The sequence below is a fragment of the Mucilaginibacter auburnensis genome (assembly GCF_002797815.1).
GTDB classification, from domain to species: Bacteria; Bacteroidota; Bacteroidia; order Sphingobacteriales; family Sphingobacteriaceae; genus Mucilaginibacter; species Mucilaginibacter auburnensis.
In genome coordinates this window covers 1,357,338-1,379,117 of the sequence record NZ_PGFJ01000001.1, presented here as the reverse complement: position 1 = coordinate 1,379,117, position 21,780 = coordinate 1,357,338, and the positions used below count along the sequence as shown (strand labels likewise).

The 21,780-nt window shown below is 42.8% G+C and carries 24 protein-coding genes; 16 read left to right on the top strand and 8 right to left on the bottom strand.

Features of this window, described 5'->3' with window-relative positions; translation table 11 throughout:
• Nucleotides 1-36: 36 nt before the first annotated feature.
• The 3 genes from CLV57_RS06090 (at nt 37) to CLV57_RS06080 (ending at nt 2,255) form a co-directional block, all read left to right on the top strand.
• Nucleotides 37-1,248, top strand: a complete 1,212-nt coding sequence (locus CLV57_RS06090) for an IscS subfamily cysteine desulfurase (RefSeq protein WP_100340423.1) — start codon at nt 37-39, stop codon at nt 1,246-1,248.
• 141 nt (nt 1,249-1,389) lie between these two features.
• Nucleotides 1,390-1,803 carry a Fe-S cluster assembly scaffold IscU gene (iscU, locus tag CLV57_RS06085; protein WP_100340422.1) on the top strand — a complete coding sequence of 138 codons (414 nt, stop codon included), beginning with the start codon at nt 1,390-1,392 and terminating at the stop codon, nt 1,801-1,803.
• A 125-nt stretch (nt 1,804-1,928) separates the two neighbouring features.
• Complete coding sequence (locus tag CLV57_RS06080) at nt 1,929-2,255, top strand: HesB/IscA family protein (protein ID WP_100340421.1); 327 nt, start codon at nt 1,929-1,931, stop codon at nt 2,253-2,255.
• Between the two features lie 80 nt (nt 2,256-2,335).
• Here CLV57_RS06080 and CLV57_RS06075 read toward each other — a convergent pair whose 3' ends face one another.
• Nucleotides 2,336-2,956, bottom strand: coding sequence for a nuclear transport factor 2 family protein (locus CLV57_RS06075; protein WP_100340420.1), 621 nt, complete (start codon nt 2,954-2,956; stop codon nt 2,336-2,338).
• A gap of 241 nt (nt 2,957-3,197) precedes the next feature.
• On the opposite strand from CLV57_RS06075, the gene CLV57_RS06070 reads away from it, so the two are divergent.
• Nucleotides 3,198-5,108, top strand: coding sequence for an AMP-dependent synthetase/ligase (locus CLV57_RS06070; protein ID WP_100340419.1), 1,911 nt, complete (start codon nt 3,198-3,200; stop codon nt 5,106-5,108).
• A 234-nt stretch (nt 5,109-5,342) separates the two neighbouring features.
• On the opposite strand, the gene CLV57_RS06065 is transcribed toward CLV57_RS06070, so the two are convergent.
• The 3 genes from CLV57_RS06065 to CLV57_RS06055 all read right to left on the bottom strand — a co-directional run bounded on the left by CLV57_RS06065 (nt 5,343) and on the right by CLV57_RS06055 (nt 7,823).
• Nucleotides 5,343-6,026 (bottom strand): HAD family hydrolase, encoded by a 684-nt coding sequence (locus CLV57_RS06065; RefSeq protein WP_100340418.1) that lies wholly within the window; start codon nt 6,024-6,026, stop codon nt 5,343-5,345.
• Between the two features lie 107 nt (nt 6,027-6,133).
• Nucleotides 6,134-6,859: an SDR family oxidoreductase gene (locus tag CLV57_RS06060; RefSeq protein ID WP_100340417.1), complete on the bottom strand. Its 726-nt coding sequence runs from the start codon at nt 6,857-6,859 to the stop codon at nt 6,134-6,136.
• Nucleotides 6,860-6,929: 70 nt separating this feature from the next.
• A complete protein-coding gene (locus tag CLV57_RS06055) occupies nt 6,930-7,823 on the bottom strand; it encodes a helix-turn-helix domain-containing protein (protein ID WP_100340416.1) in 894 nt (297 codons plus the stop codon).
• A 245-nt stretch (nt 7,824-8,068) separates the two neighbouring features.
• Here CLV57_RS06055 and lysS point away from each other — a divergent pair, with 245 nt between their 5' ends.
• From lysS to CLV57_RS06040, 3 genes are all read left to right on the top strand, one after another.
• Nucleotides 8,069-9,790, top strand: coding sequence for a lysine--tRNA ligase (gene lysS / locus CLV57_RS06050; RefSeq protein WP_100340415.1), 1,722 nt, complete (start codon nt 8,069-8,071; stop codon nt 9,788-9,790).
• A gap of 12 nt (nt 9,791-9,802) precedes the next feature.
• Nucleotides 9,803-10,123: a hypothetical protein gene (locus CLV57_RS06045; protein WP_211290031.1), complete on the top strand. Its 321-nt coding sequence runs from the start codon at nt 9,803-9,805 to the stop codon at nt 10,121-10,123.
• 165 nt (nt 10,124-10,288) lie between these two features.
• On the top strand, nt 10,289-10,498 hold the full coding sequence (locus CLV57_RS06040; RefSeq protein WP_100340414.1) for a hypothetical protein: 210 nt from the start codon (nt 10,289-10,291) through the stop codon (nt 10,496-10,498).
• Between the two features lie 53 nt (nt 10,499-10,551).
• On the opposite strand, the gene CLV57_RS06035 is transcribed toward CLV57_RS06040, so the two are convergent.
• Complete coding sequence (locus tag CLV57_RS06035) at nt 10,552-11,100, bottom strand: tetratricopeptide repeat protein (RefSeq protein ID WP_100340413.1); 549 nt, start codon at nt 11,098-11,100, stop codon at nt 10,552-10,554.
• A gap of 81 nt (nt 11,101-11,181) precedes the next feature.
• Between CLV57_RS06035 and ung the strand changes: the two genes are divergently transcribed.
• On the top strand, nt 11,182-11,853 hold the full coding sequence (gene ung, locus CLV57_RS06030; RefSeq protein WP_100340412.1) for a uracil-DNA glycosylase: 672 nt from the start codon (nt 11,182-11,184) through the stop codon (nt 11,851-11,853).
• 118 nt (nt 11,854-11,971) lie between these two features.
• Here the strand turns inward: ung and CLV57_RS06025 are convergent, their stop codons facing one another.
• The gene (locus tag CLV57_RS06025; protein WP_100341329.1) at nt 11,972-12,442 is read right to left on the bottom strand and encodes an Lrp/AsnC family transcriptional regulator; all 471 of its coding nucleotides are present in this window, start codon (nt 12,440-12,442) and stop codon (nt 11,972-11,974) included.
• Nucleotides 12,443-12,554: 112 nt separating this feature from the next.
• On the opposite strand from CLV57_RS06025, the gene CLV57_RS06020 reads away from it, so the two are divergent.
• The 3 genes from CLV57_RS06020 to smpB all read left to right on the top strand — a co-directional run bounded on the left by CLV57_RS06020 (nt 12,555) and on the right by smpB (nt 15,644).
• Complete coding sequence (locus tag CLV57_RS06020; RefSeq protein ID WP_100340411.1) at nt 12,555-13,205, top strand: metal-dependent transcriptional regulator; 651 nt, start codon at nt 12,555-12,557, stop codon at nt 13,203-13,205.
• Complete coding sequence (locus CLV57_RS06015; protein ID WP_100340410.1) at nt 13,202-15,079, top strand: Nramp family divalent metal transporter; 1,878 nt, start codon at nt 13,202-13,204, stop codon at nt 15,077-15,079. Before CLV57_RS06020 ends, CLV57_RS06015 begins: the two co-directional genes overlap by 4 nt.
• 112 nt (nt 15,080-15,191) lie before the next feature.
• On the top strand, nt 15,192-15,644 hold the full coding sequence (gene smpB / locus CLV57_RS06010; RefSeq protein WP_100340409.1) for an SsrA-binding protein SmpB: 453 nt from the start codon (nt 15,192-15,194) through the stop codon (nt 15,642-15,644).
• A gap of 84 nt (nt 15,645-15,728) precedes the next feature.
• Here smpB and CLV57_RS06005 read toward each other — a convergent pair whose 3' ends face one another.
• Together CLV57_RS06005 and CLV57_RS06000 are read right to left on the bottom strand one after the other, a co-directional pair.
• A complete protein-coding gene (locus CLV57_RS06005) occupies nt 15,729-16,385 on the bottom strand; it encodes a protein-L-isoaspartate(D-aspartate) O-methyltransferase (RefSeq protein ID WP_100340408.1) in 657 nt (218 codons plus the stop codon).
• Between the two features lie 254 nt (nt 16,386-16,639).
• The gene (locus CLV57_RS06000) at nt 16,640-17,206 is read right to left on the bottom strand and encodes an NADPH-dependent FMN reductase (RefSeq protein ID WP_100340407.1); all 567 of its coding nucleotides are present in this window, start codon (nt 17,204-17,206) and stop codon (nt 16,640-16,642) included.
• Between the two features lie 172 nt (nt 17,207-17,378).
• Between CLV57_RS06000 and CLV57_RS05995 the strand changes: the two genes are divergently transcribed.
• The 5 genes from CLV57_RS05995 (at nt 17,379) to CLV57_RS05975 (ending at nt 21,780) form a co-directional block, all read left to right on the top strand.
• Nucleotides 17,379-18,518, top strand: a complete 1,140-nt coding sequence (locus CLV57_RS05995; RefSeq protein ID WP_100340406.1) for a putative sensor domain DACNV-containing protein — start codon at nt 17,379-17,381, stop codon at nt 18,516-18,518.
• Nucleotides 18,519-18,706: 188 nt separating this feature from the next.
• The gene (locus tag CLV57_RS05990; protein WP_100341328.1) at nt 18,707-19,249 is read left to right on the top strand and encodes an RNA polymerase sigma factor; all 543 of its coding nucleotides are present in this window, start codon (nt 18,707-18,709) and stop codon (nt 19,247-19,249) included.
• Nucleotides 19,239-20,051 carry a HEAT repeat domain-containing protein gene (locus CLV57_RS05985; RefSeq protein WP_100340405.1) on the top strand — a complete coding sequence of 271 codons (813 nt, stop codon included), beginning with the start codon at nt 19,239-19,241 and terminating at the stop codon, nt 20,049-20,051. Before CLV57_RS05990 ends, CLV57_RS05985 begins: the two co-directional genes overlap by 11 nt.
• A 13-nt stretch (nt 20,052-20,064) precedes the next feature.
• Entirely contained in the window at nt 20,065-20,925 is an 861-nt protein-coding gene (locus tag CLV57_RS05980) for a DUF4097 family beta strand repeat-containing protein (RefSeq protein WP_100340404.1), read from the top strand.
• Between the two features lie 36 nt (nt 20,926-20,961).
• Nucleotides 20,962-21,780 (top strand): DUF4097 family beta strand repeat-containing protein, encoded by an 819-nt coding sequence (locus CLV57_RS05975; RefSeq protein ID WP_100340403.1) that lies wholly within the window; start codon nt 20,962-20,964, stop codon nt 21,778-21,780.

The window sequence follows — 21,780 nt, the reverse complement described above, 5'->3', positions numbered from 1 at the left end:
CTTATCTTTGTGTTATAATTACATTAAGCATAACATATGGAATTGCCAATATACCTTGATAATAACGCTACAACCCCAATGGACCCAAGGGTGCTTGAAGCTATGCTGCCTTACTTTACCAATAAATTTGGTAACGCAGCAAGCCGTAACCACCATTTTGGATGGGTTGCCGAGGAGGCTGTTGATTACGCCCGCGAGCAGGTAGCCAAATTAATAGGTGCAAGCGAGAAAGAGATCATTTTCACTTCGGGCGCTACCGAGTCAGACAACCTGGCTATTAAAGGCGTTTTCGAGATGTATAAAGAAAAAGGTAACCACATAATAACCACGGTTACCGAGCATAAAGCGGTTTTAGACGCTTGCAAACACGTTGAAAAATTAGGCGGCAAAGTTACTTATCTGCCAGTTAAAGAAGACGGTCTGGTTGACCTTGAGCAACTGGAAGCTGCTATCACTCCTGAAACCATTTTGGTATCAGTAATGTATGGCAACAACGAGATCGGTGTTATTCAGCCTATCAAACAAATATCAGACATCGCGCACAAACATGGCGCTTTGTTCATGACCGATGCTGTACAGGCTGTAGGTAAAATTTCAGTTGATGTAAACAGAGACGGCATTGACCTTTTGGCATTGTCTGCACATAAAATGTACGGCCCTAAAGGCGTTGGCGCGTTATACGTTCGCCGTAAAGGACCACGTGTTAAAGTTACCGCTCAAATGGACGGTGGCGGCCATGAACGTGGTATGCGTTCAGGTACGTTGAACGTTCCGGGCATTGTTGGTTTAGGTAAGGCTTGTGAGCTTTGCATGCAGGAAATGGAAAGCGAAGCGGCACGTTTATCAGCCTTGCGCGATAAACTGCAATCAGCTTTAACAGAATTAGAAGAAAGCTATGTTAACGGTAATATTGAACACCGTTTGCCACATGTGGCTAACATCAGCTTTAAATATGTTGAGGGAGAAGGTTTGATGATGGCAATGAAAGACCTGGCAGTATCATCTGGCTCGGCTTGTACATCAGCATCATTAGAGCCATCATACGTATTGAAAAGCTTAGGCTTGTCGGATGATCTGGCACACTCTTCTATACGCTTTGGTTTAGGCAGATTCACCACCGAAGAAGAAGTTGATTACGCTATTGAAGTAACCAAAAAAGCGGTTACCCACCTGCGCGATCTTTCACCACTTTGGGAAATGTTTAAAGAGGGAATTGACCTTGACTCAATTGAGTGGGCAGAACACTAAGATTAGAAGTGAGACGTGAGATATGAGAATTGAGACTCTTATTTTGCTGCTCATAAAATAAATACAAATAAATCACCCGATTTGGGAAGGGAGTTGAGAATATCTCATATCTCACGTCTCAAATCTCATATCTAAAATAAAATGGCATATTCAGATAAAGTTATTGATCATTACACCAACCCACGTAACGTTGGTACTTTAGACAAAGCAAGTCATAAAGTAGGTACCGGTCTTGTTGGTGCACCTGAGTGCGGCGACGTAATGCGCCTGCAAATTGAAGTTGGCGAAGACAACGTTATAACCGACGCTAAGTTTAAAACATTTGGCTGCGGTTCGGCTATCGCGTCATCATCATTAGCTACTGAGTGGTTAAAAGGCAAAACCATTGACGATGCTATGAAAATTGACAACATGGACATTGTTGAAGAGTTGGCTCTTCCACCGGTAAAAATTCACTGCTCGGTATTAGCAGAAGATGCTATTAAAGCTGCCATTAACGATTACCGCGTTAAAAACGGTATGGAAGCTTTAGAGCTTGAAAAATCACACCACTAACTTAGATGTGAGATATTAGATATAAGACGTGAGACTTGTATCTGATTATTTTTTTAATACCTGATTTGATTGGGCCTTGAGACTATTTGTCTCAAATCTTAAATCTCAAATCTCAAATCTCAAACATGGTAACTATAACTGATAAAGCAAAGGAAAAAATAGACCACCTGATGCAGGATTCGGGGCTTGATGCTTCGTATTTTCTGAGGGTGTCTGTTCAGGGTGGAGGATGCTCAGGGTTATCGTACAACCTTGATTTTGATAACGAAGAAAAAAAAGGCGACCAGTTTTTTGAAGATCGTGGCATCCGTATGGCTTTGGACATGAAATCATTCTTGTACCTGGCCGGAACTGAACTTGATTTTAGCGACGGACTGAACGGCAAAGGTTTTGCCTTTAATAACCCAAATGCCAGCCGTACATGCGGTTGCGGCGAAAGTTTCTCAGTATAATCCGGGATTACACTGATTTTTTTGATTACACCGATATTTAAAAAGCGCCCCATTTGGGGCGCTTTTGTTTTTACAGGCGTTTAGAACATACCGTTACTGTGCGGCATCATCTCCGGAACAGGCTGCTTAACATGCCAATGTCCAATCAACTTATCAGCCTTAAACTGATAAATATCAAACAGTGCAATTGAATTAGCACCATCTTTTGCTTGTGCATGTATAGCCATGAGTTCACCCTCCTTTATAATTCGGTGAATAACAATATCCTGTTGCTTATATACACCTTCCAGAAAATCTAACGGGCTGCTTACTCGGCTGTTAAGAGCCAATTTAATGAAAGGCTGAGTAGCATCTGTTAGCTCCTCGGTTACCTCCCAGTGTTCCGCTGCTTTGCCATCTTCTACCCTGAATAATTCAATTACCTTTATGTGCTTACCCATAAAATGAATATCCAGATGGGCTGCCACCAAATCATCCTGCCCGATGAGATGCACTATTGGCGTAGGTTCGTTTTCTGGAACAGGAGGTAATTTCTTTAGAAATTCTACCATTTGAACAAGCCCTTGCCTCCCGTCTTTACCCATAGGGCTGTGTTGAACATAATTTTCCTGAACGTATTGAGGTATGAGTTCGCTTCTTCTCTCGCGTACTATTTCACGGTAAAAACCGGTTATAATTGTTTTATCTGATGTTGGTTCCATCACATATAATTTGATGCAGACTATCTGCTTAATAAAAATTTAATTGTTTAAAAAAGGCAATAGAAATGAGTTGCCAATGCTGGCATTACCCTGAAGGGTTGGAGCGATTGCTCCCTGCTTAGTATGTGATGACATTAATTATAAGGTAAAGTTAAGAAATGCCGTGTAGAGACGCAATAATTTACGTGTGTGCAAATTCAATTTCTTAGCTTTGTTATTCCAATAACCAATTAAACCAATAATGAGCACCCTTAACGAGCGCCCTACCATACCCAGCCTTATCCGATATCTGGTAAAAAATATTCATCCGGATACACATCCGTTCTTGTCGCACAAAGTTGGCAATGAGTGGGTAGATATTACCTACGGGGAGGCGTTAGAGAAGATCGATGCTATATCGGCCTGGTTTTTAAGCATCGGTATAAAGAAGGGCGACAGACTGGCGCTCATTATGGAGAATGGCCCTGATTATATTTACTACGATCAGGCCCTGCAGCAAATAGGCGCGGTAAATACTTCTATCTATCCAACGCTGTCTGAAGCAGAAGTAGAATATATCCTCAATGACTCCGGTGCTAAAACCATATTGGTAGGCACGCCTTTTTTATTTAGGAAAGTAATAAATATTGCTGACAACTGCCCGGAGTTGATCCGCATTATAGCATGCGACCGGGCCGAAAACCGTAAAGATAAATTTACGCTTAAGGCGGGAGTTACCGGCTTGAACGCCGTAATTGAAGAAGGTCGCAAAATCATCAACGAATACCGCCCAACCATCAACAGCGCGCGCGAAGCCATTTTGCCATCAGATCTTTCCTGTTTAATTTATACATCAGGCACCACCGGCACGCCTAAAGGCGTAATGCTAACGCATTATAATTTGGTAGAGAATGTGCGTACAAGCTTAATTCAGATACCTGTGGTTGAGAAAACAGATCTGTTCTTGTCTTTCCTTCCTTTGTCGCATGTATTTGAGCGCACGGCGACTTATCACATTTGCCTTTACGCAGGTTGTAAAATAGCTTTTGCACAGAGCCTGGACCTGCTGGCCCGCAATATGGGCGAAGTTAAACCCACCATAATGAACTGTGTGCCCCGCCTGTTGGAGCGCATACACGACAAAGCCATGAAAAGCGGCACCGAAGCCGGCGGCATGAAGGCTAAGATATTTTTGTGGGCACTAAAAATCGGCCGCGAATACAGAGTGAGTAAAGAAGCCGGTAAATCGCCGGGCATGATATTGAGCGCGCAATATGCGCTGGCTGAAAAACTGGTGTTCAGTAAAATAAAAGAGAAAACCGGCGGTCGCTTAAAGTTCATGATATCTGGCGGAGGCGCATTGCCTAAAAATATCGGCGAGTTCTTTGGCGATCTGGGTATAAAAATACTGGAGGGTTTCGGGCTTACCGAAACATCGCCGGTTATGGCGGTTACCGAGTATCACCGCCAGGTTTATGGTACCGTTGGTCGCATTATTCCGGGTATTGAGGTGGGGATACAAAACGTAGATACCAAACACATTTATACCGTACAAACGCACGATACTTTTAAGGAAGATTTTGAGTCGGAAGAGGGCGAGATCATTGTTCGCGGGCATTGCGTTATGAAGGGTTACCTTAACAAGCCTGAAGAAACCGCAAACGCCATTGACCAGCACGGCTGGTTCCACACGGGAGATATTGGCCGCTTTTTTAAAGGCAACCTGCAAATAACCGATCGACTTAAAAATATGCTTGTTAATGCTTATGGCAAAAACATCTACCCTACTCCTGTAGAAAACGCCTACCTCAAAAGCGCTAAAATTGAAGGGGTATTTTTAATAGGCGATAAACGCGAGCATATAACAGCCATCATCATCCCGGCAAAAGAAACTTTGCAGGAAACCTTCAACCTGAACGAAGCTTATTTTGAGCAACCTGACCTGTTCATTGAAGACAAAGAGATAAAAGACTGGATAGGCAAAGACATCCGTAGTCTGTCAAATGAGTTGGCCAAATTTGAGCGTATCAAAAACTTCAAGGTTAAACGCAAGCCGTTCAGTATGGAGGAGGGCGAGATCACCCCGACTATGAAGCCTAAGCGCAAGGTTATTGAGAAGAAATATGCTGAGGCGATTGAGGAGTTGTATAGCGAGGGAGTGGAGGGAGATTAATACATCGCTACAACTTCAACACTAAGCTGTCCCAGTCGCATTAGCGTTTGATAAAATTTGAGTGATTATTTTATTTATAATTCATTGACCTACAATAGGTTAAATTTAATTATTTTGTCCCAAAATCACCTTATTAGGCTAATCGCTAAATTAATTGAATTTTTGGTCCACCAAACGGGACAGCTTTCAATACACTAAGCTCATTAATTAATTACAAGACTGAGAGGTGTTGTTCTATAACATGCTCAGCACCTCCCTTATCCCCTCTATATTTCTAAAACGCTCGTTATCTACGCTGTGTTCTATCTGCTCATGTGCCCAGGTAATATGGAAGGGTACATGTATGGCATGGCTGCCGATGTTCAGTACCGGTAATACATCGCTTTTTAATGAGTTACCTATCATCAAAAACTCTTCGGGTTGTATATCCAAATGTTTTAATAACTTGAGGTAGTTAGGTTCATCTTTTTCAGACATTACTTCCACATGGTGAAAATAGTCCGTCAAGCCCGATTTTTTGAGTTTACGCTCCTGATCGAGCAAGTCGCCTTTAGTTGCAACCACTAAACGGTATTTGGGCTTAAGCGCTTCCAGTACATCTTTAACACCATCTAAAAGCTCAATAGGTTGGTTAAGCATTTGCCTGCCTAGGCTTAGTATTTCCTGCACACAAGCCGCGTTAATAGTTCCGCCGCTTATGTGCAGCGCTGCCTCCATCATGGAAAGGATGAAGCCTTTTATACCGTAACCATATAAACCTAAATTGGCTATTTCAACTTTAAGCAACTCCCGCTCCAGGTCGCGCTCAGATGCATACTCCGCCATCAACGCGCAAAACTTTTCTTCAGATGCACGGAAATAAGGTTCGTTTACCCACAAGGTATCATCAGCATCAAAAGCTATTACTTTGATATTCATGGCGTAAAAATAGAGATTAGTGATTGGAGATTAGTGATTAGTTTTGGTTTAAAGAAAACTAGTCACAATACCAGTCAACTAATCACTAATCTCCAATCAACTAGCTCCTACCACGGGCTTTCTTCGCTGTCTCCGTCCATATCCTTACTAAAAAATTTACCGGTAGGGCCGTCATTACCAATGGTTGCATACTTAACTACAATTGCAGCGGCATCTTCTACTTTACCGGGACCATTATGATGATTAAAATCTGTTTGCGTATAACCGGGATCAACCGCGTTTATTTTAAAATTAGTGTCCTTCAACTCATAAGCTAATACAATGGTGTAAGCATTTAAAGCTGATTTGGACGGACCATATGCGGCGTTCTTTACCTGGTAATACTTCCAGTTGGGGTCTGAGTGCAGTGTTAAAGAACCAAGGCCTGATGTTACGTTAACAATACGCGGCTCATCCGATTTTTTCAGTGCATCTAAAAAAGTCTGCGCTACGTTGATGGCCCCGAAAAAGTTAGTATTGAAAACCTCTTTTATAACATCAAGACTTGCGGTTTGCGCAGACTGCTCCCAGCCGCCTAATATGCCGGCATTGTTGATCAAAACGTCAAGCTCTGTTATTTTTTTACCCGCCTCTGCAACGGATGATGGGTCGCTTACATCTATCTGCAATAGTTCAACGTTATCAAATCCTTCGCTTTTCAGCTGGGCCACCGCCTCGTTACCCTTAGTTATATCTCTGGCGCCCAGATAAACATAGTATTCTTTTTGCAGCAACTGCCTTGCCGTTTCAAAGCCAATGCTTTTATTGGCCCCTGTAATTAATGCTTTTTTCATTTGTATCTGCTTTGTAATCTGATACAAAGTTAACGCAGCATTGTTAGCGGCAACAGCACTCTTAGAGGTTTTAATGGTACATTTCGCGGATGCGGGTACGATAGGCTACAGGTGTATCATTAACCAGCCTTTTAAAAAAACGGTTAAAGTAGGATGCATCTTCAAACCCCAGCATAAAGGCTATTTCTTTAATGGATTGATCCGTATGAAAAAGTAAACGTTTAGCCTCCAACACAAGGCGTTTGTGTATATGCACAATTGCAGGCTCTCCGCTTTGCTGTTTTACCACCTCGCTTAAATGCCCGGCAGAGATATTTAACATATCTGCATAGCTCACCACATCATGCAGTTGAGTAAAAGACGACTCAATTTTTTGCAGATACTTTTGCAGAAGGATGCGTTCATTACCTTGTGCCGCGTTATTAAACTGCGCGGTGTAAAGCCGACTTAGGTAGATGAGTAAAATTTGCATAAACCCCATCAGCATGCTCTGTTGCCAGTTTTGTTTTGTATGGTACTCATAATATATCTTGTTCAATATATCTTCTACAAAAACTAAATCACCTGCGTTCAGATCAAGTTGATGCCCGTTGTGAGGATTTAAAATGATGGGAAGGTTTCTAACCATGTCATTTTCATGCATCGCCAAAAACTCTTCTGTAAAAGCAATGCTCAAGCCGGTAAAAGGTTTAGGTTCCTCTTTTAAATTTATTTGTTGTGGCGTGCTAAAATACAGCGTATCAGGCTTAATGGTATATGGCTTCATATCTATCCAATGCCTGCTGCTACCCTGCTTTACAAATACCAGGAAATAATAATCTTTACGGTGAGGAACTAAAAAGTCGGCGCGGTTATAGTTTACCGAGCAATTAGCTGTGTTAACAGATAACATGGTATTACCAGTTGCCTCATTAGCAGCCAACGGGTACTTAGGAATTACAACTTCGGTATCAACAGCATACATTGCCCAAATGTTAAGCAATTAGCAGAGTATAACATAAGCATCAAAAGCTATTACTTTGTTGTTAATGGGGCGAATTAGTTATTGAAGATTAAAGATTGGTGATTAAAGATTAGCGGCCTCGCATCTTAATCGCACTTATAAGCGACATTGAATACTAATCTTTAATCTTCAATCACCAATCTCTTACTACCAATCAACTAAAAATCCTATTTTTGCAGCCTTATTTATATAGCGTTACATACATTATGAGTATTGCATTATCCGAACAGGAAATTATTCGCCGCGAATCATTACAACAGCTTCGCGCCTTAGGTATTGATCCCTATCCTGCCGAAGAGTATAAGGTTACCGCCTTCGCACAGGAAATTGCCGATAATTTTAAATCTGACGAGGATAAGTATAAACAGGTAACGCTGGCCGGCCGTATTATGAGCCGCCGTATTATGGGCAGCGCATCATTTGCCGAACTGCAGGATTCAACCGGACGTATACAGGTTTATGTAAAGCGCGATGATATTTGCCCCGGCGAAGACAAAACGCTTTACAACGAAGTATTTAAAAAGAAACTGGATATTGGCGATTACATAGGCGTTAAAGGCTATGTGTTTTTGACTCAAACCGGCGAGATATCTGTACACGTGCAGGAGTTGACCCTGTTGGCTAAATCATTAAAACCGCTGCCGGTGGTAAAGCGCGATGAGGATGGCAACATTCACGATGGTTTTACCGACCCGGAAATGCGTTACCGTCAGCGTTATGTTGATTTAACGGTTAACCCCGATTTTAAACAGATCTTCATCAAACGCTCAAAAGTAATTAGCGCCATGCGCGAGTTCTTTACCGCTCAGGGTTGGATGGAGGTGGAAACCCCCATATTGCAGGCAGTACACGGAGGTGCGGCAGCGCGTCCGTTCAATACGCACCACAACACGTTGGATATGCCTTTGTATCTTCGTATCGCCAATGAGTTGTATTTAAAACGTTTGATAGTAGCAGGTTTTGATGGCGTGTTTGAGTTTGGTAAAATGTTCCGTAACGAGGGCATGGACCGCACCCATAACCCGGAGTTTACCGCTATGGAGATCTACGTAGCTTATAAAGATTATGTATGGATGATGGACATGGTGGAGCGTTGCCTGGAGCATGTAACCCGTGCCGTACATGGTATTGCCGCGGTGCAGGTGGGCGCCAACGAAATTAACTTTGCAGGCCCGTACGTACGTTTAACCATGTATGAGTCTATCCAGAAATATACAGGCATTGATGTATCGGCCATGGACGAAGCCGGTTTACGCCAAACCTGTGCCGAATTGGGCATTGAGGTAGACGGCACCATGGGTAAAGGGAAACTGATAGACGAGATATTCAGCGCTAAAGTGGAGGCTCATTTAATACAGCCAACATTCATAACCGACTATCCAATTGAAATGACCCCGCTGGCTAAAAAGCACCGCAGCAAAGAAGGCTTGGTAGAGCGTTTTGAGTTATTTGTTAACGGTAAAGAAATAGGCAACGCCTACTCTGAGTTGAACGACCCGATTGATCAGCGCGAACGTTTTGAAGAGCAACTGGTATTAGCAGGCAGAGGTGATGATGAAGCCATGGCAATGGATGATGACTTTTTACGCGCCCTTGAATATGGTATGCCGCCAACATCTGGCCTGGGTATTGGTATTGACCGTTTGGTAATGCTGATGACCAATCAAACTACCATACAGGAAGTACTGTTCTTCCCGCAAATGCGCCCTGAGAAGAAAGCTAAAGTAGCTACCGTTGAAGATTTTACCAACATTGGCGTACCTGCCGAGTGGGTGCCTGTATTAAATAAAATGGGCTTTAATACTGTTGAAGAGTTGAAAGCTGGTAACCCTAACAAGGTATTTAATGATTTGGGCGGTATGCGCAAAAAACTGAAACTGGATATTACCATGCCCGCTAAAGACGTGGTAATGGCCTGGTTTGAGTAAAGCAATATTAAAATGAAAAGCCGCATAATGTACATTGAACGAAAAGCCGGAAGTATTACAGGCGAAGCGCGAATTGGTCGTGTTGAATTTTCAAAAACCGGCCGCTCAATGTATTACAAAGGCCAGGAATTCATAAAAACGAAAAGCGGCTATAAACATAACTGCATTGAAACCTCGAGTAACGAAGAGTATTGGATATCTGGTTGTAAAAAGGATGGTAGTGATGCGTTATACTCCAAACAGGCTACACCAATAGATGACGATATAAGAGAGGAATATTGGACAATGATAAGAAACAGACCTGAACTGAAGAATAATAAGGTATCAAATTAATTTCTTCATGCTGTGTTTAGTTATATATGTCCGCACTTAATTAAGTTAAGTAACTAATAACTAACATCAGTTGTTAACAATTCTTTAATAGAATAATAAAATTGGCAAAACTTTGGCATTGAATGTGTTGATTATTTTTACATACATACATTTAATACAAAGATTATGACTAATTCTATTTTAGAAATAACAGAAAACGAATACCTGATAAAACTGAACAGACAAAACTTTAATCTGTCGTTTATCAGAAGTTTGTTGAAAATTGTTGAAGTTGCTGATCCGGCTGCTGAGGCTGAGCTTACCGAGCGCTATTCATCAAGAGCAGACTTTAACAGAATTGAACCCAGCTATTTCGGTTCTATCGAAGACAAATAGGCCTTAAACCGTTGGGGTTTAAAGCCTATTTTATTTTTTGCCTTTCCTATCTTTTAATACTGCGGGCGGAAGCCTTTTACTATTTGCTTATCCATTTGCGCCAGTTGCCCTTTCATCATTTTTATCTGGTCGGCCAGCAGTTTATTTTTATCATCCTTAGTAGCTTCTGATAAATACATTTGCGCCTCGCGCTTGTTGCGCTTTGCCATGGCTATACCTGCCAAACTTATTTTGGCCAGGGCTGTGTTGTGCGACATGGTCATACCCAGCGTCAAAGCTTTTTTAAAGTACTTTTCAGACTTCATAGGCTGCTTACGAGATTCGATCAAACCTATCAGCAGGTTATAATAACCGTGCTGCTGTTTATGCAATTGTTTCTCGTAATCAGTTATTTTATTCAGCCACTCTTCGGCCTTATCTAAATTTTCTTTACGTAAAAAGTACTGTGCAACCAGCATGTTCTCGTTAAAAAAGAAGGTAACCAGCACTAAAACACCTATTAAAAACACAGGTATGCCCCATCCCCATAAACCAAAAACACAAAGTGCTATAGCACCACCTAAAATGGTGCAGGCTATTATCAGCCTTGTAATATTCGACATAATTTTCTTTTAATCCTGTTAAAAATCAGAGTGCAAATATCCGTTTATTTGCACTGTAAATCAACAGTTGCATAAACATTTATGGCGGTAGAATTAGAAGCCTCGTGGCTTAAGGTTTTGGGTAATGAGTTTGAGAAAGATTACATGCTTAAACTGCGCGAATTTTTAAAACAGGAGAAACTGGCGGGCAAAACCATTTATCCTAAAAACAGCGATATTTTTAACGCTTTTTTGAAAACCCCTTTTGATGAAGTAAAGGTGGTAATTATTGGGCAGGACCCTTATCACGGCCCCAATCAGGCGCATGGGCTGTCATTCTCCGTTCAAAAAGGTGTGGCTACTCCCCCATCGCTGCAAAATATTTACAAAGAATTAGCTACGGACATACCGGGCTTTACCATACCCCGCAGCGGTGACTTAACCCATTGGGCCGAGCAAGGCGTATTATTGTTAAACGCCACGCTAACTGTACGAGCAGGCGAGGCAGGCTCACATCAAAAGAAAGGTTGGGAGCAGTTTACTGATACCGTTATCAAAACCATATCTGATCAAAAAACAGGTGTTGTGTTTATATTGTGGGGAGCCTACGCCCAGTCAAAAGCAGTGCTGATAGATGAAAGCAAGCACCTCATCATCAAATCAAGCCACCCATCGCCCATGGCGGTTATAAAAGGTAATTTCTTCGGATCAAAGCCTTTTTCTAAAACGAATGCCTATTTGGAGAAGGTGGGGAAGGAGCCGATCAAGTGGTAACCCCCCTCTGCCCCCTAAAGGGGGAACTTTTGAAACCACTAAAGCAAAAGAAGCGGCTTGTCATATTGCATGACAGGCCGCTTCTTTTTGGTGTTCCCCCTTTAGGGGGTTAGGGGGCTTAATACTCCAGCGGCACTATCGGTTCCTTTTTACTGGTGCTCATAATCATCATGGTTTGGAAAGTTTTAACCACGCTGATGCGGCTGATCTTTTCCATAATGAGTTGCTCGTATGATTTAATGTCGCGTACATAAACTTTCAGCAGAAAATCGCACTGGCCGGTTACGTGATGGCATTCGGTAACTTCTTTAATGTGCTTTATCTCGTCAATAAAAGTTTGAATGGTATTCTTCTGATGGAAGTCTAACGATATCTGAATGAAGGTTTTTATACCTAAACCCAGTTTCTCCTCATCAACCAAAGCATGGTAACTTTTTATGTAACCGGCATTCTCCAATTTACGCACACGCTCCAAAGTAGGCGCCGGCGACAAACCAATTTCGTTAGATAACTGCAGATTGGTTATGCGTCCGTTTTCCTGTAAAATCTTAAGTATCTGGAGGTCAATTTTATCTAATTCAGCTGCCATGTTTGCAATTTTTGTACAATGTACAAAATTAAATTTTTCGTAACATTTAATAAAAGAATTAAATTTTATGCATTTTTTAGGCAAGTCTAAATTTTTAATTAGATTTGTTTAAATGAATACATTAGCCGAAGAAAATTATTTAAAAGCGATATACCATTTATCATTAAATGATGCTAACGTGAGCACTAATCAAATTGCCGCGGCCTTAAATACCAAAGCAGCATCAGTAACGGATATGCTTAAAAAACTGGCCGATAAACTGCTCATTAATTACGCTAAATACCAAGGGGTAAGCCTAACCCCTGCCGGGGAGAAAATAGCGGTAAACATTATTAGAAGGCATCGTTTGTGGGAGTATTTTTTGGTGGAGAAACTTAACTTTAAATGGGATGAAGTGCATGATATGGCCGAGGAAATGGAGCACATATCATCAGTTGAATTGATTGACCGCCTGGATAAATTTATGGGCTACCCCGGCCACGACCCGCATGGAGACCCTATACCCGACCGCCATGGCAAATTCAAAACCAACCATTTAAAATGCATTGCGGAATTGGAAGTAGATGACTGCGGCACTGTATCAGGCGTACGTGATCACTCCCCTGCTTTTTTGCAGTACCTGGAACGGCTTCAGCTCACCATCGGCAGAAAAATATTTGTAAAAGAGATCGTCAATTACGACCGCTCTGTTGTTTTAACGGTAGAAGGTACAAGCATAAACATAAGCCGTGAGGTGGCAGATAATTTATTAATAGCGATATGAACACGGGTAAAGAATCATTAGCCGATGTACACGGCTCGGTGAATACAGAAAATAAAACCGGCTGGCGTAAAATATTGGCCTTTTTGGGACCGGCTTACCTGGTGAGCGTAGGTTACATGGACCCCGGCAACTGGGCTACCGATATTGCCGGTGGCAGCGCGTTTGGCTATAAGCTGATATGGGTTCTGCTGGCATCCAACCTTATAGCGTTGCTGTTGCAATCGTTAAGCGCGCGTTTGGGTATAGTAAGGGGATTGGATCTGGCGCAGGCTTCCAAAAATGCCTATCCGCGGGTGGTAAATCTATTTCTGTATATACTGGCCCAGTTAGCAATTATAGCCTGCGATCTGGCCGAGATCATCGGGATGGCCATTGGCTTGAACTTATTATTTGATCTGCCGCTCATCTGGGGTGTATTGCTCACAATAACCGATACCGTGCTGATGCTCTTCCTGATGAACAAAGGTATGCGTAAACTGGAGGTGTTTATTATATCACTGATATCGGTTGTTGGGTTATCGTTTTTGGTGGAGATGTTCATTGTACAGCCTGATGTGGTGGAAGTGGCAAAAGGTTTTATCCCCACTAACCTATCCGGCAGTTCATTGTACATTGCTATTGGTATTATTGGAGCTACGGTGATGCCGCATAATTTATACCTTCATTCATCCCTGGTACAAACACGGCAAATAGTGCGTACCGACGAAGGCATCAAAACCGCAATCCGCTTCAACTTTTTTGATACGGTGATAGCGCTCAACCTGGCATTTTTGGTAAACGCTGCCATACTAATACTGGCTGCAAGCGCCTTCTATCGCAACGGTTATTTTGAGGTTGCCGAGATACAGGATGCTTATAAACTACTCGAAAATATTTTTGGTAAAACAGCGCCGGTACTGTTCGCTATTGCGCTGATAGCTGCGGGGCAAAGTTCTACCATTACCGGCACACTTGCAGGGCAAATTATTATGGAGGGACATGTTAACCTGCGTATGGAGCCCTGGCTACGCCGTTTATTGACAAGAGCTTTGGCTATTGTACCTGCAGTCTTCACTATATTATATTTTGGCGAAGACGGACTGGGCAATCTGCTGATATTAAGTCAGGTGGTGCTGAGTTTGCAACTAGGTTTTGCCATTATCCCGCTTATCCATTTTACCAGCGATCGCCAAAAGATGGGCAGTTTTTCTATCGGCAAATGGACCAAATTAGGTGCGTGGGCCAGCGCTTTAATTATTGTAGGCTTAAATGCTAAATTGGTTTATGAGGAAATATCAGGCTGGATAAATGAATCGTCAGGCGCTTCGCTTGTTTGGATATATGCTTTGGTAATTCCGATTGCGTTTGGGATTGGTGCATTGCTGCTTTACGTATTTTTTCGTCCGTTGCTGTTTAAACACCGGGATGACCCTATATTTATTCCCCATGGCATTGCATCTGTAATTAAAGACTTGGATGCTATACAATACAACCATATTGGCATTACTATTGATTTCTCAAAAAATGACACCAACACCATCAGGCATGGTATTATGCAGGGCGGCAAAAAAGCATTGTATACGCTTATACACGTGGTAGAAACTGCCGGTGCCCAATATTATGGCGGTGAGGTAATGGACCATGAAACACAAAGCGATTTTGATAATATTGAACAGTATGTAGTGGCCATGCAAAAACTGGGTTATAATGCCCAGGCCAAAGTTGGCTTTGGTACGCCGGCCAAGTCCATTACAAAAATTGTGGAAGGTGAAAAAATTGAATTCGTAGTAATGGGTTCGCACGGGCATAAAGCTATAAAGGACCTTATTTTCGGTACAACCGTTAATAAAGTACGGCATATGGTTGATGTGCCGGTGTTGGTAGTGAAGAGTTAATATTAGTTGATTAGTGACTGGTTGATCAGAGATTAGTGGTACGCAAGCTTAACTAATCTCTAGTCACTAATCTCCAATCAACTAATCACCAAAAACAGTAAGTTTGCAGGCTATGAGTCAGGATAAAGTCTACATAAAAAATAAGAAAGCCTATTTTGAGTACCATATACTGGACAAGTATGTAGCAGGCATAAAACTGTTGGGTACCGAGATCAAATCTATACGGGATGGCAAGGCTAATATTAACGATGCCTTTTGCACTTTTATAGGTGGTGAACTTTATGTGCGCAACCTGCATATCTCAGAATATTCTTTCGGCTCATTTTATAACCACGAGGCAAAACGCGACCGTGTACTCCTACTCAATAAAAAGGAACTTAAAAAGTTGCTTACCCGCGGAGAAGAAAAAGGCTTAACCATTGTGCCGTTAGCCCTCTTTATCAGCGATCGTGGCTTTGCCAAACTGGAAATAGCACTGGCTCAAGGCAAGAAAACCTTTGACAAGCGAGAAACCCTTAAAGAGCGTGATACCAAGGTGGAGATGGACAGGGCAATGAAACGTTAGCCCCCTAACCCCCTAAAGGGGGAACACCAAAAACATGAAAGCTTTAAGCGTTTCAAAAGTTCCCCCTTTAGGGGGCGGAGGGGGCTACCAGGCTCTCTCCCCTACCAGCGGCACAAACCTGAAAGTATCCAGCACATGCTTTTCGTAATCATGCTCTCCGGTTTTTAGTATGGTAACCATTTTTTGCGATTCAGAATCTCCCACAGGAATTACCAATGTACCGCCAATGGTTAATTGACCAAGCAATATATCAGGCACCGTTGGTGCACCTGCCGTAACTATAATTTTGTTGTAAGGAGCATGTGTGGCAATACCTTTTGAGCCATCGCCGCAAAAAAAGCGGGCTTTATAGCCGATGTGCGGTAATACCAGTTTGGTGCGCTCATATAATTTTTCCTGCCTCTCAATGGTATATACTTTGGCGCCCATTTCAAGTAGTATACAAGTTTGATAGCCCGAACCGGTGCCTATCTCCAACACCTTGTCGCCTTTATTAATGTGCAGTAACTGCGTTTGGTAAGCCACGGTGTAGGGTTGCGATATGGTTTGCCCTTCGCCTATCGGGAAGGCAATGTCCTTATACGCCTGGTTCCAGAAGGTTTCGTCGAAAAAGTAATGGCGGGGTACTTTAGCAATAGCTTCCAATACCTGGCGGTCTTCAATACCCTTTTTTTTCAGTTCGTCAACCAGCTTTTTGCGTGCACCCTGCTCGCGGTAATTATCAATGTATTTATATGCCATTACACAGCAAAGTTAACAGCATTTGGCATATTTAACACCTGTTAAAAACCTGTTTTACACTATATGGCTGATTGTCTTTCGGTTGATTTTAATGTTTAGTACAATGCTTCACTTATAGCGCTACAGTCAGTTGTAAACCGCAAACTTAAAAATCAGCAAATCCTCGGCATCAAAAAAAACTGATCAACAATGCCTTTACAACGAACGGATCAACTGCAACTACTTGATAACATCAAATAGCTATATTCCAAATGTTACTTCACCCGCATAGGTTTTAGCGTCAAGCTCCATTTGTGTATTTCATTCAGCATTACATGCGCTGACTTAACTACGCTTTCATCCGGAACAAATTCTTCCTCATCATTAATAAATTTTGTAAAGAAAGGCACCGAAACGCTCTCCAGCACTGGCACCATATTAAGCGCGTTCAGCACCGGCTTAAGCGCCTGGAATGAACGCAGGCCTGCAGACAGTCCACCGTAACTTACAACACCCACCGGTTTGTGGTTCCACTCTTTATACAGGTGATCAAGGGCGTTTTTTATCGGAGCCGGAAAACTGTGATTATACTCTGCCAAGACAATGATAAAGGCATCGGCACCGTTAATAATAGCGCTCCATTTTTTTGTCGATTCGTTTTGATATTGCTGCATGCGCGGATGATTGGGCTCGTCCATCAGCGGCAGATCAAAATCAGCAAGGCTGATCAGTTCGACGTTAAAACGTTCGTCTTGCTTAGCCAGTTGCGTTATCCAGTTGGCAATAGCAATACCTTTGTTGCCCTGGCGGGTGGTAGAGGTAATTATTTTGAGGTTTTCCATACCGTAAAGGTAAAACTGAGCAGGTATTATTTCGCACAAAAACCAATATAACTTTAACCCCTAAACATTATCAATCTTTAACATTCAATGACCGATCATTAAAACAAATTGAGCTACTTTTGATGGTAACATTAAAATCACTACCTTAAAGGCTTCGCAGCAAAAAACAGCAATGTTATCAGAACCTACGTATATACCGGCCCGCGTTGTGGCACAAACTATTGAAGAACATTTCGCTACACACCTGGCGGAGGCACGTGCCGACGGCGCTATCAATTTGGGCTTTGACCCATCTGCCAGTGTTATTGAAGCTGTTATAGATGTATGTTTTTGGGCCAGTTTACGTAAGGAAGAAGGCAAATCGCCTAAAATATCGTTAGCCTTGCTACCGCCCGATCAGGCCATACACCCCCTGGTTTTTGGCAATCGTTTGCGCTTAACGCCGCATAATTTAACCAAACTGGCACCGGCGGTTGAAAGTCCGGGTATACATTTGGGCGTATGGTATGATGGGGAGGAATTATATGTTTGGGGAACTACTTTAGCCATACCGGGCATTTGTATGGTTTTAGAAGTTGTTGAGCCGGGCATGCTGGTAGTAAAACATAGCCGTATTGATGGCTTTGGCAAATTTGTAAACATAGCTGTACTTAAAGGCGACGAGATAAAGGTTATTGACGAACAGAATACCGGTTTACTGCATTGTCCGGGCCTCATTACTTCATTGGCCAACATGCCATCTTTCCTGCTGGAAGAATCTGTTAATATCATAGTGGAGCTGGCTGCAGCCATGAGGTCACACAAACGCGGTGGCCTGGTTTTGATCGTATCTGCTTACACCGAAGATTGGATGAAGTCTATTGTTCAACCCATGGCCTACCCTGTAACACCACCTTTTACCGGCGTTACGGCGTTAATGCACACCAATGCCACCGAAAGACAACGCGAGGGCTGGCGGGAAGCACTTCACCGGGCTATTGATACCGTTGGCGGCTTTACGGCAGTTGACGGAGCAACCATCATAAACCGCGATTATGAGGTACTGGCTTTTGGTGCCAAAGTTGCCCGCTCTGAATCGGGTTCGCCTGTAGAAGAGATCATTACTACCGAACCGGTTATTGATTCGGTACCGCGTTATGTGCAGCCAAGCAAGAGTGGCGGCACAAGACACCTGGCAGCTGCCCAGTTTGTGCACGATCAGCGCGACGCCATTGCGCTGGTAGCATCGCAAGACGGGCATTTTACCGTTTTTGCCTGGGCGCCGGATATGAACATGGTGCATGCACACAGGATAGATACGTTGTTGTTGTAGATCTTCTAAATTGCTCTCACCGGGCGTTAATAATTTTAACATTCTTCAATCTGAATAGTATTAGTTCAGGCAACCATTTACCATGCACAGAAAAATTTTCTATTTTTCTGTAACCAATTTTTTTTGCCGGAGTTTACATGGATAATAACGCACATTAATACTTGAACACGATCACTGATAACGCTATAATGCTGAGAGTAAAGGCCGGCAACCTTGACCTGATGGGACTGTTATTTAAACGCCATCATAAAATGTTGTTCAACTTTCTGTATCACATGACGTATCAGCGCGATGTTGCCGAAGACATGACGCAACAGGTATTTTACCGCATGCTAAAATACCGCGACAGCTTTACCGGCAGCGGTGAGTTTACGCACTGGATGTACACCATAGCGCGTAATATCATCAAGGATCAGGGGCGCAAACGCAAGCTGCCAATGGCCGGCGAGCATATTGATGACATGGTTGACCAGGTTCCCGGTCACTCGCATGTGGAGGAAGCTTTTGAGAAAAAGCAGGCAGCAGAGCAATTGCGCAACGCCATGAATACGCTGAGCGAAGGTGAGCGTGAAATACTATCGCTTAGCAAATTTCAGGAGCTGAAGAACCAGGAGGTGGCAGAAATACTGGGGATAAGCGAGGGCGCGGTTAAAGTGCGGTTGCACAGAGCCATGCATCAGCTTAAACAAATTTATTTAACAACATTAAACAAAGAGCGATATGAAATGTGAGCACTACGAAGAATTGTTTATGGGCAAACTGCAAAACAGCCTTACCGGGGCGCAGTTGGCGGAGTTGGACCAGCATTTAAAAGCCTGCCCGGCCTGCCGCACGGAACTGGCTGCATTAACAACGGTTTGGCAGCATATGGCAGTGATTGAAGCACCCGAACCGCCAGCAAACATGGAGGCCGACTTTAATGCCATGCTGAATAACTTTAAACAAAAAGAAGCAGTCAAAAACGCATCGGCTGGGTTGTTTGATCGTTTAAAGCAGCTTTGGAACAAACCAACTGCATGGCCGGTTAGCTACCAGTTTGCGCTGATACTGATAAGTTTTTTTTGTGGATACCTGGTGTTTTGGCAAGGCAAAGGCGGTGAGCAGGATAAACAACTATCGCAATTAGCTACCGAAGTAAATGAGTTGAAACAAACCATGATGCTGGCCATGCTGGAAAACCCATCGGCATCTGAGCGGATAAAAGCTGTGAGCTATACCGAAGAATTAAAAACCGCCGATCAGCAGGTAATTGCCGCGCTACTCACCACCCTGAATAACGATCCCAATGTGAATGTGCGTTTAACCACATTGGAAGCACTGGCCAAACTCGCTAACCATCCGGAGGTTAGAGAAGGTTTAATCAGATCGGTATCGCAGCAGGAGTCGCCACTGATGCAATCTGCCATTGCTGACGTGATGCTCAAGCTCCAGGAAAAACGAGCGGTAAAACCACTGAAAAAACTACTTAAAGACCCGGAGTTGAACGAAGGCGTACGCGAGAAAGTAACAGAAACTATTAACAGTTTAATCTAACCCCTAAAACTTCATGAAAAAGATATTATGGATACTGCTTTTAGCAGTATGTGGCAACGCTTTTGCCCAAAAAAAGGGAGAATTTACGGCATCAAGCCACATCAGTAAGCAGTTTACGCTGAAAGCAACAGCCGCAAAAACAAAATTTGCGGTGTACAATACCTTCGGAAGCATTACTATTGAAGGCTATAATGGCAATGAGGTGATCATTGAAGCAGAACAAACCATCCGCGCCAATACAACCGAAGATCTGGAAAAAGGCAAGATCGAATTTAAGGCCGATTTTATTCAAACTGCTGATAGTATAATTGCTTACAACGCCAAACCAGAAAACAACCGGCCGGAGTTCAGGGCCGAGCGTGCAAGGATGCAGGAACGGCCAAGATATTATGTTCAATTGAACTATACGGTTAAAGTGCCTAATAATATCAATCTTCGCGCTGTTACCATAAACAACGGCAACATCAGCATAAATAATGTTTACGGCGTTTTAAACATTGATAATGTAAATGGCAGCATTAACATTACCAACGCAAAAGGCGCTACTGATGCCACAACCGTTAATGGCCAACTAACGGCCACCTTTTTAGCTGTACCTGCCGATGCCAGCCATTACAAAACCATTAACGGAAAAATAGAGGTAACCTACCCTATCACCTTTGCCGGCGATGTGCAATACAAAAGTTTTAACGGACAGTTCTACACCAATTTTGAAAACACCCAAAGTGTGGTTACCGATGCAACTAAACAAAAAAACAACTCGGGCGAGACGGTTTATAAATTAAACAAGAACAACCGGTTGCGTATTGGCAACGGGGGCAAGCTATCCACCTTTGAAACGCTGAACGGAAATATCTACCTCAAAAAAATATAAGCTTAAAAAATTTCAATACTTTTAATACTTACTAAAATGAAGACTTTAAAAACCCTTATACTACTCTTTACCTGCATTGCGGTTTACCGGCCGGCAATGGCTCAAACCGAACAAAAAGCACAGCTCACCATTGCGCTTAGCGACCCGGGCAAGCCTTACCGTATCAACGTAAGCTTGTTAAAAGGCTCTATTAACGTTGCAGGCTATGACGGCAAAGATATTATTGTGGAAATATTGCCTGACGCTTCAAAATCTAAAGCTCAAACCAGTGAAGCTGGTGGCATGAGAGTAATAGGCGGCAGCAGCAATTCTGTTGTGGCTAATGAAAAAAGTAACAGAGTAAACATATCGGGCAGCGTTAACGGCAAAAGCAGCGATCTAAAAATAAGAATCCCCCGCAACGCAAGCAGCATCAAACTTGCCACTGTAAACGGAGGTTCTATTACTGCCAATGATGTTGGCGGCGATATCGAAGTAAATAATGTTAATGGCGGTATAAAATTAACCAATGTATCCGGCTCAGTAGTTGCCAATACTACTAACGGCAATTTAATGGTTGCATTTAAATCCGCTGATCCTAATGCGGCAATGGCATTCAGCACATTTAACGGTGTTGTTGATGTTACTTTACCCGCCACTCTCAAAGCTAACGTAAAATTACACACAGATCATGGAGATGTTTTAAGCGACTTTGACGTAGCGGTAGCTCCAAGCACGCCCTCTGTAACCAAAAGTAAAGATGGCACATTCAGGTATAGCGACCAGGAATGGCTTACCGGCAAAATTGGCGGCGGTGGCCCCGAACTAATGATGAAAACCTACAACGGTAATATTTACATCCGCAAGGCTAAGTAA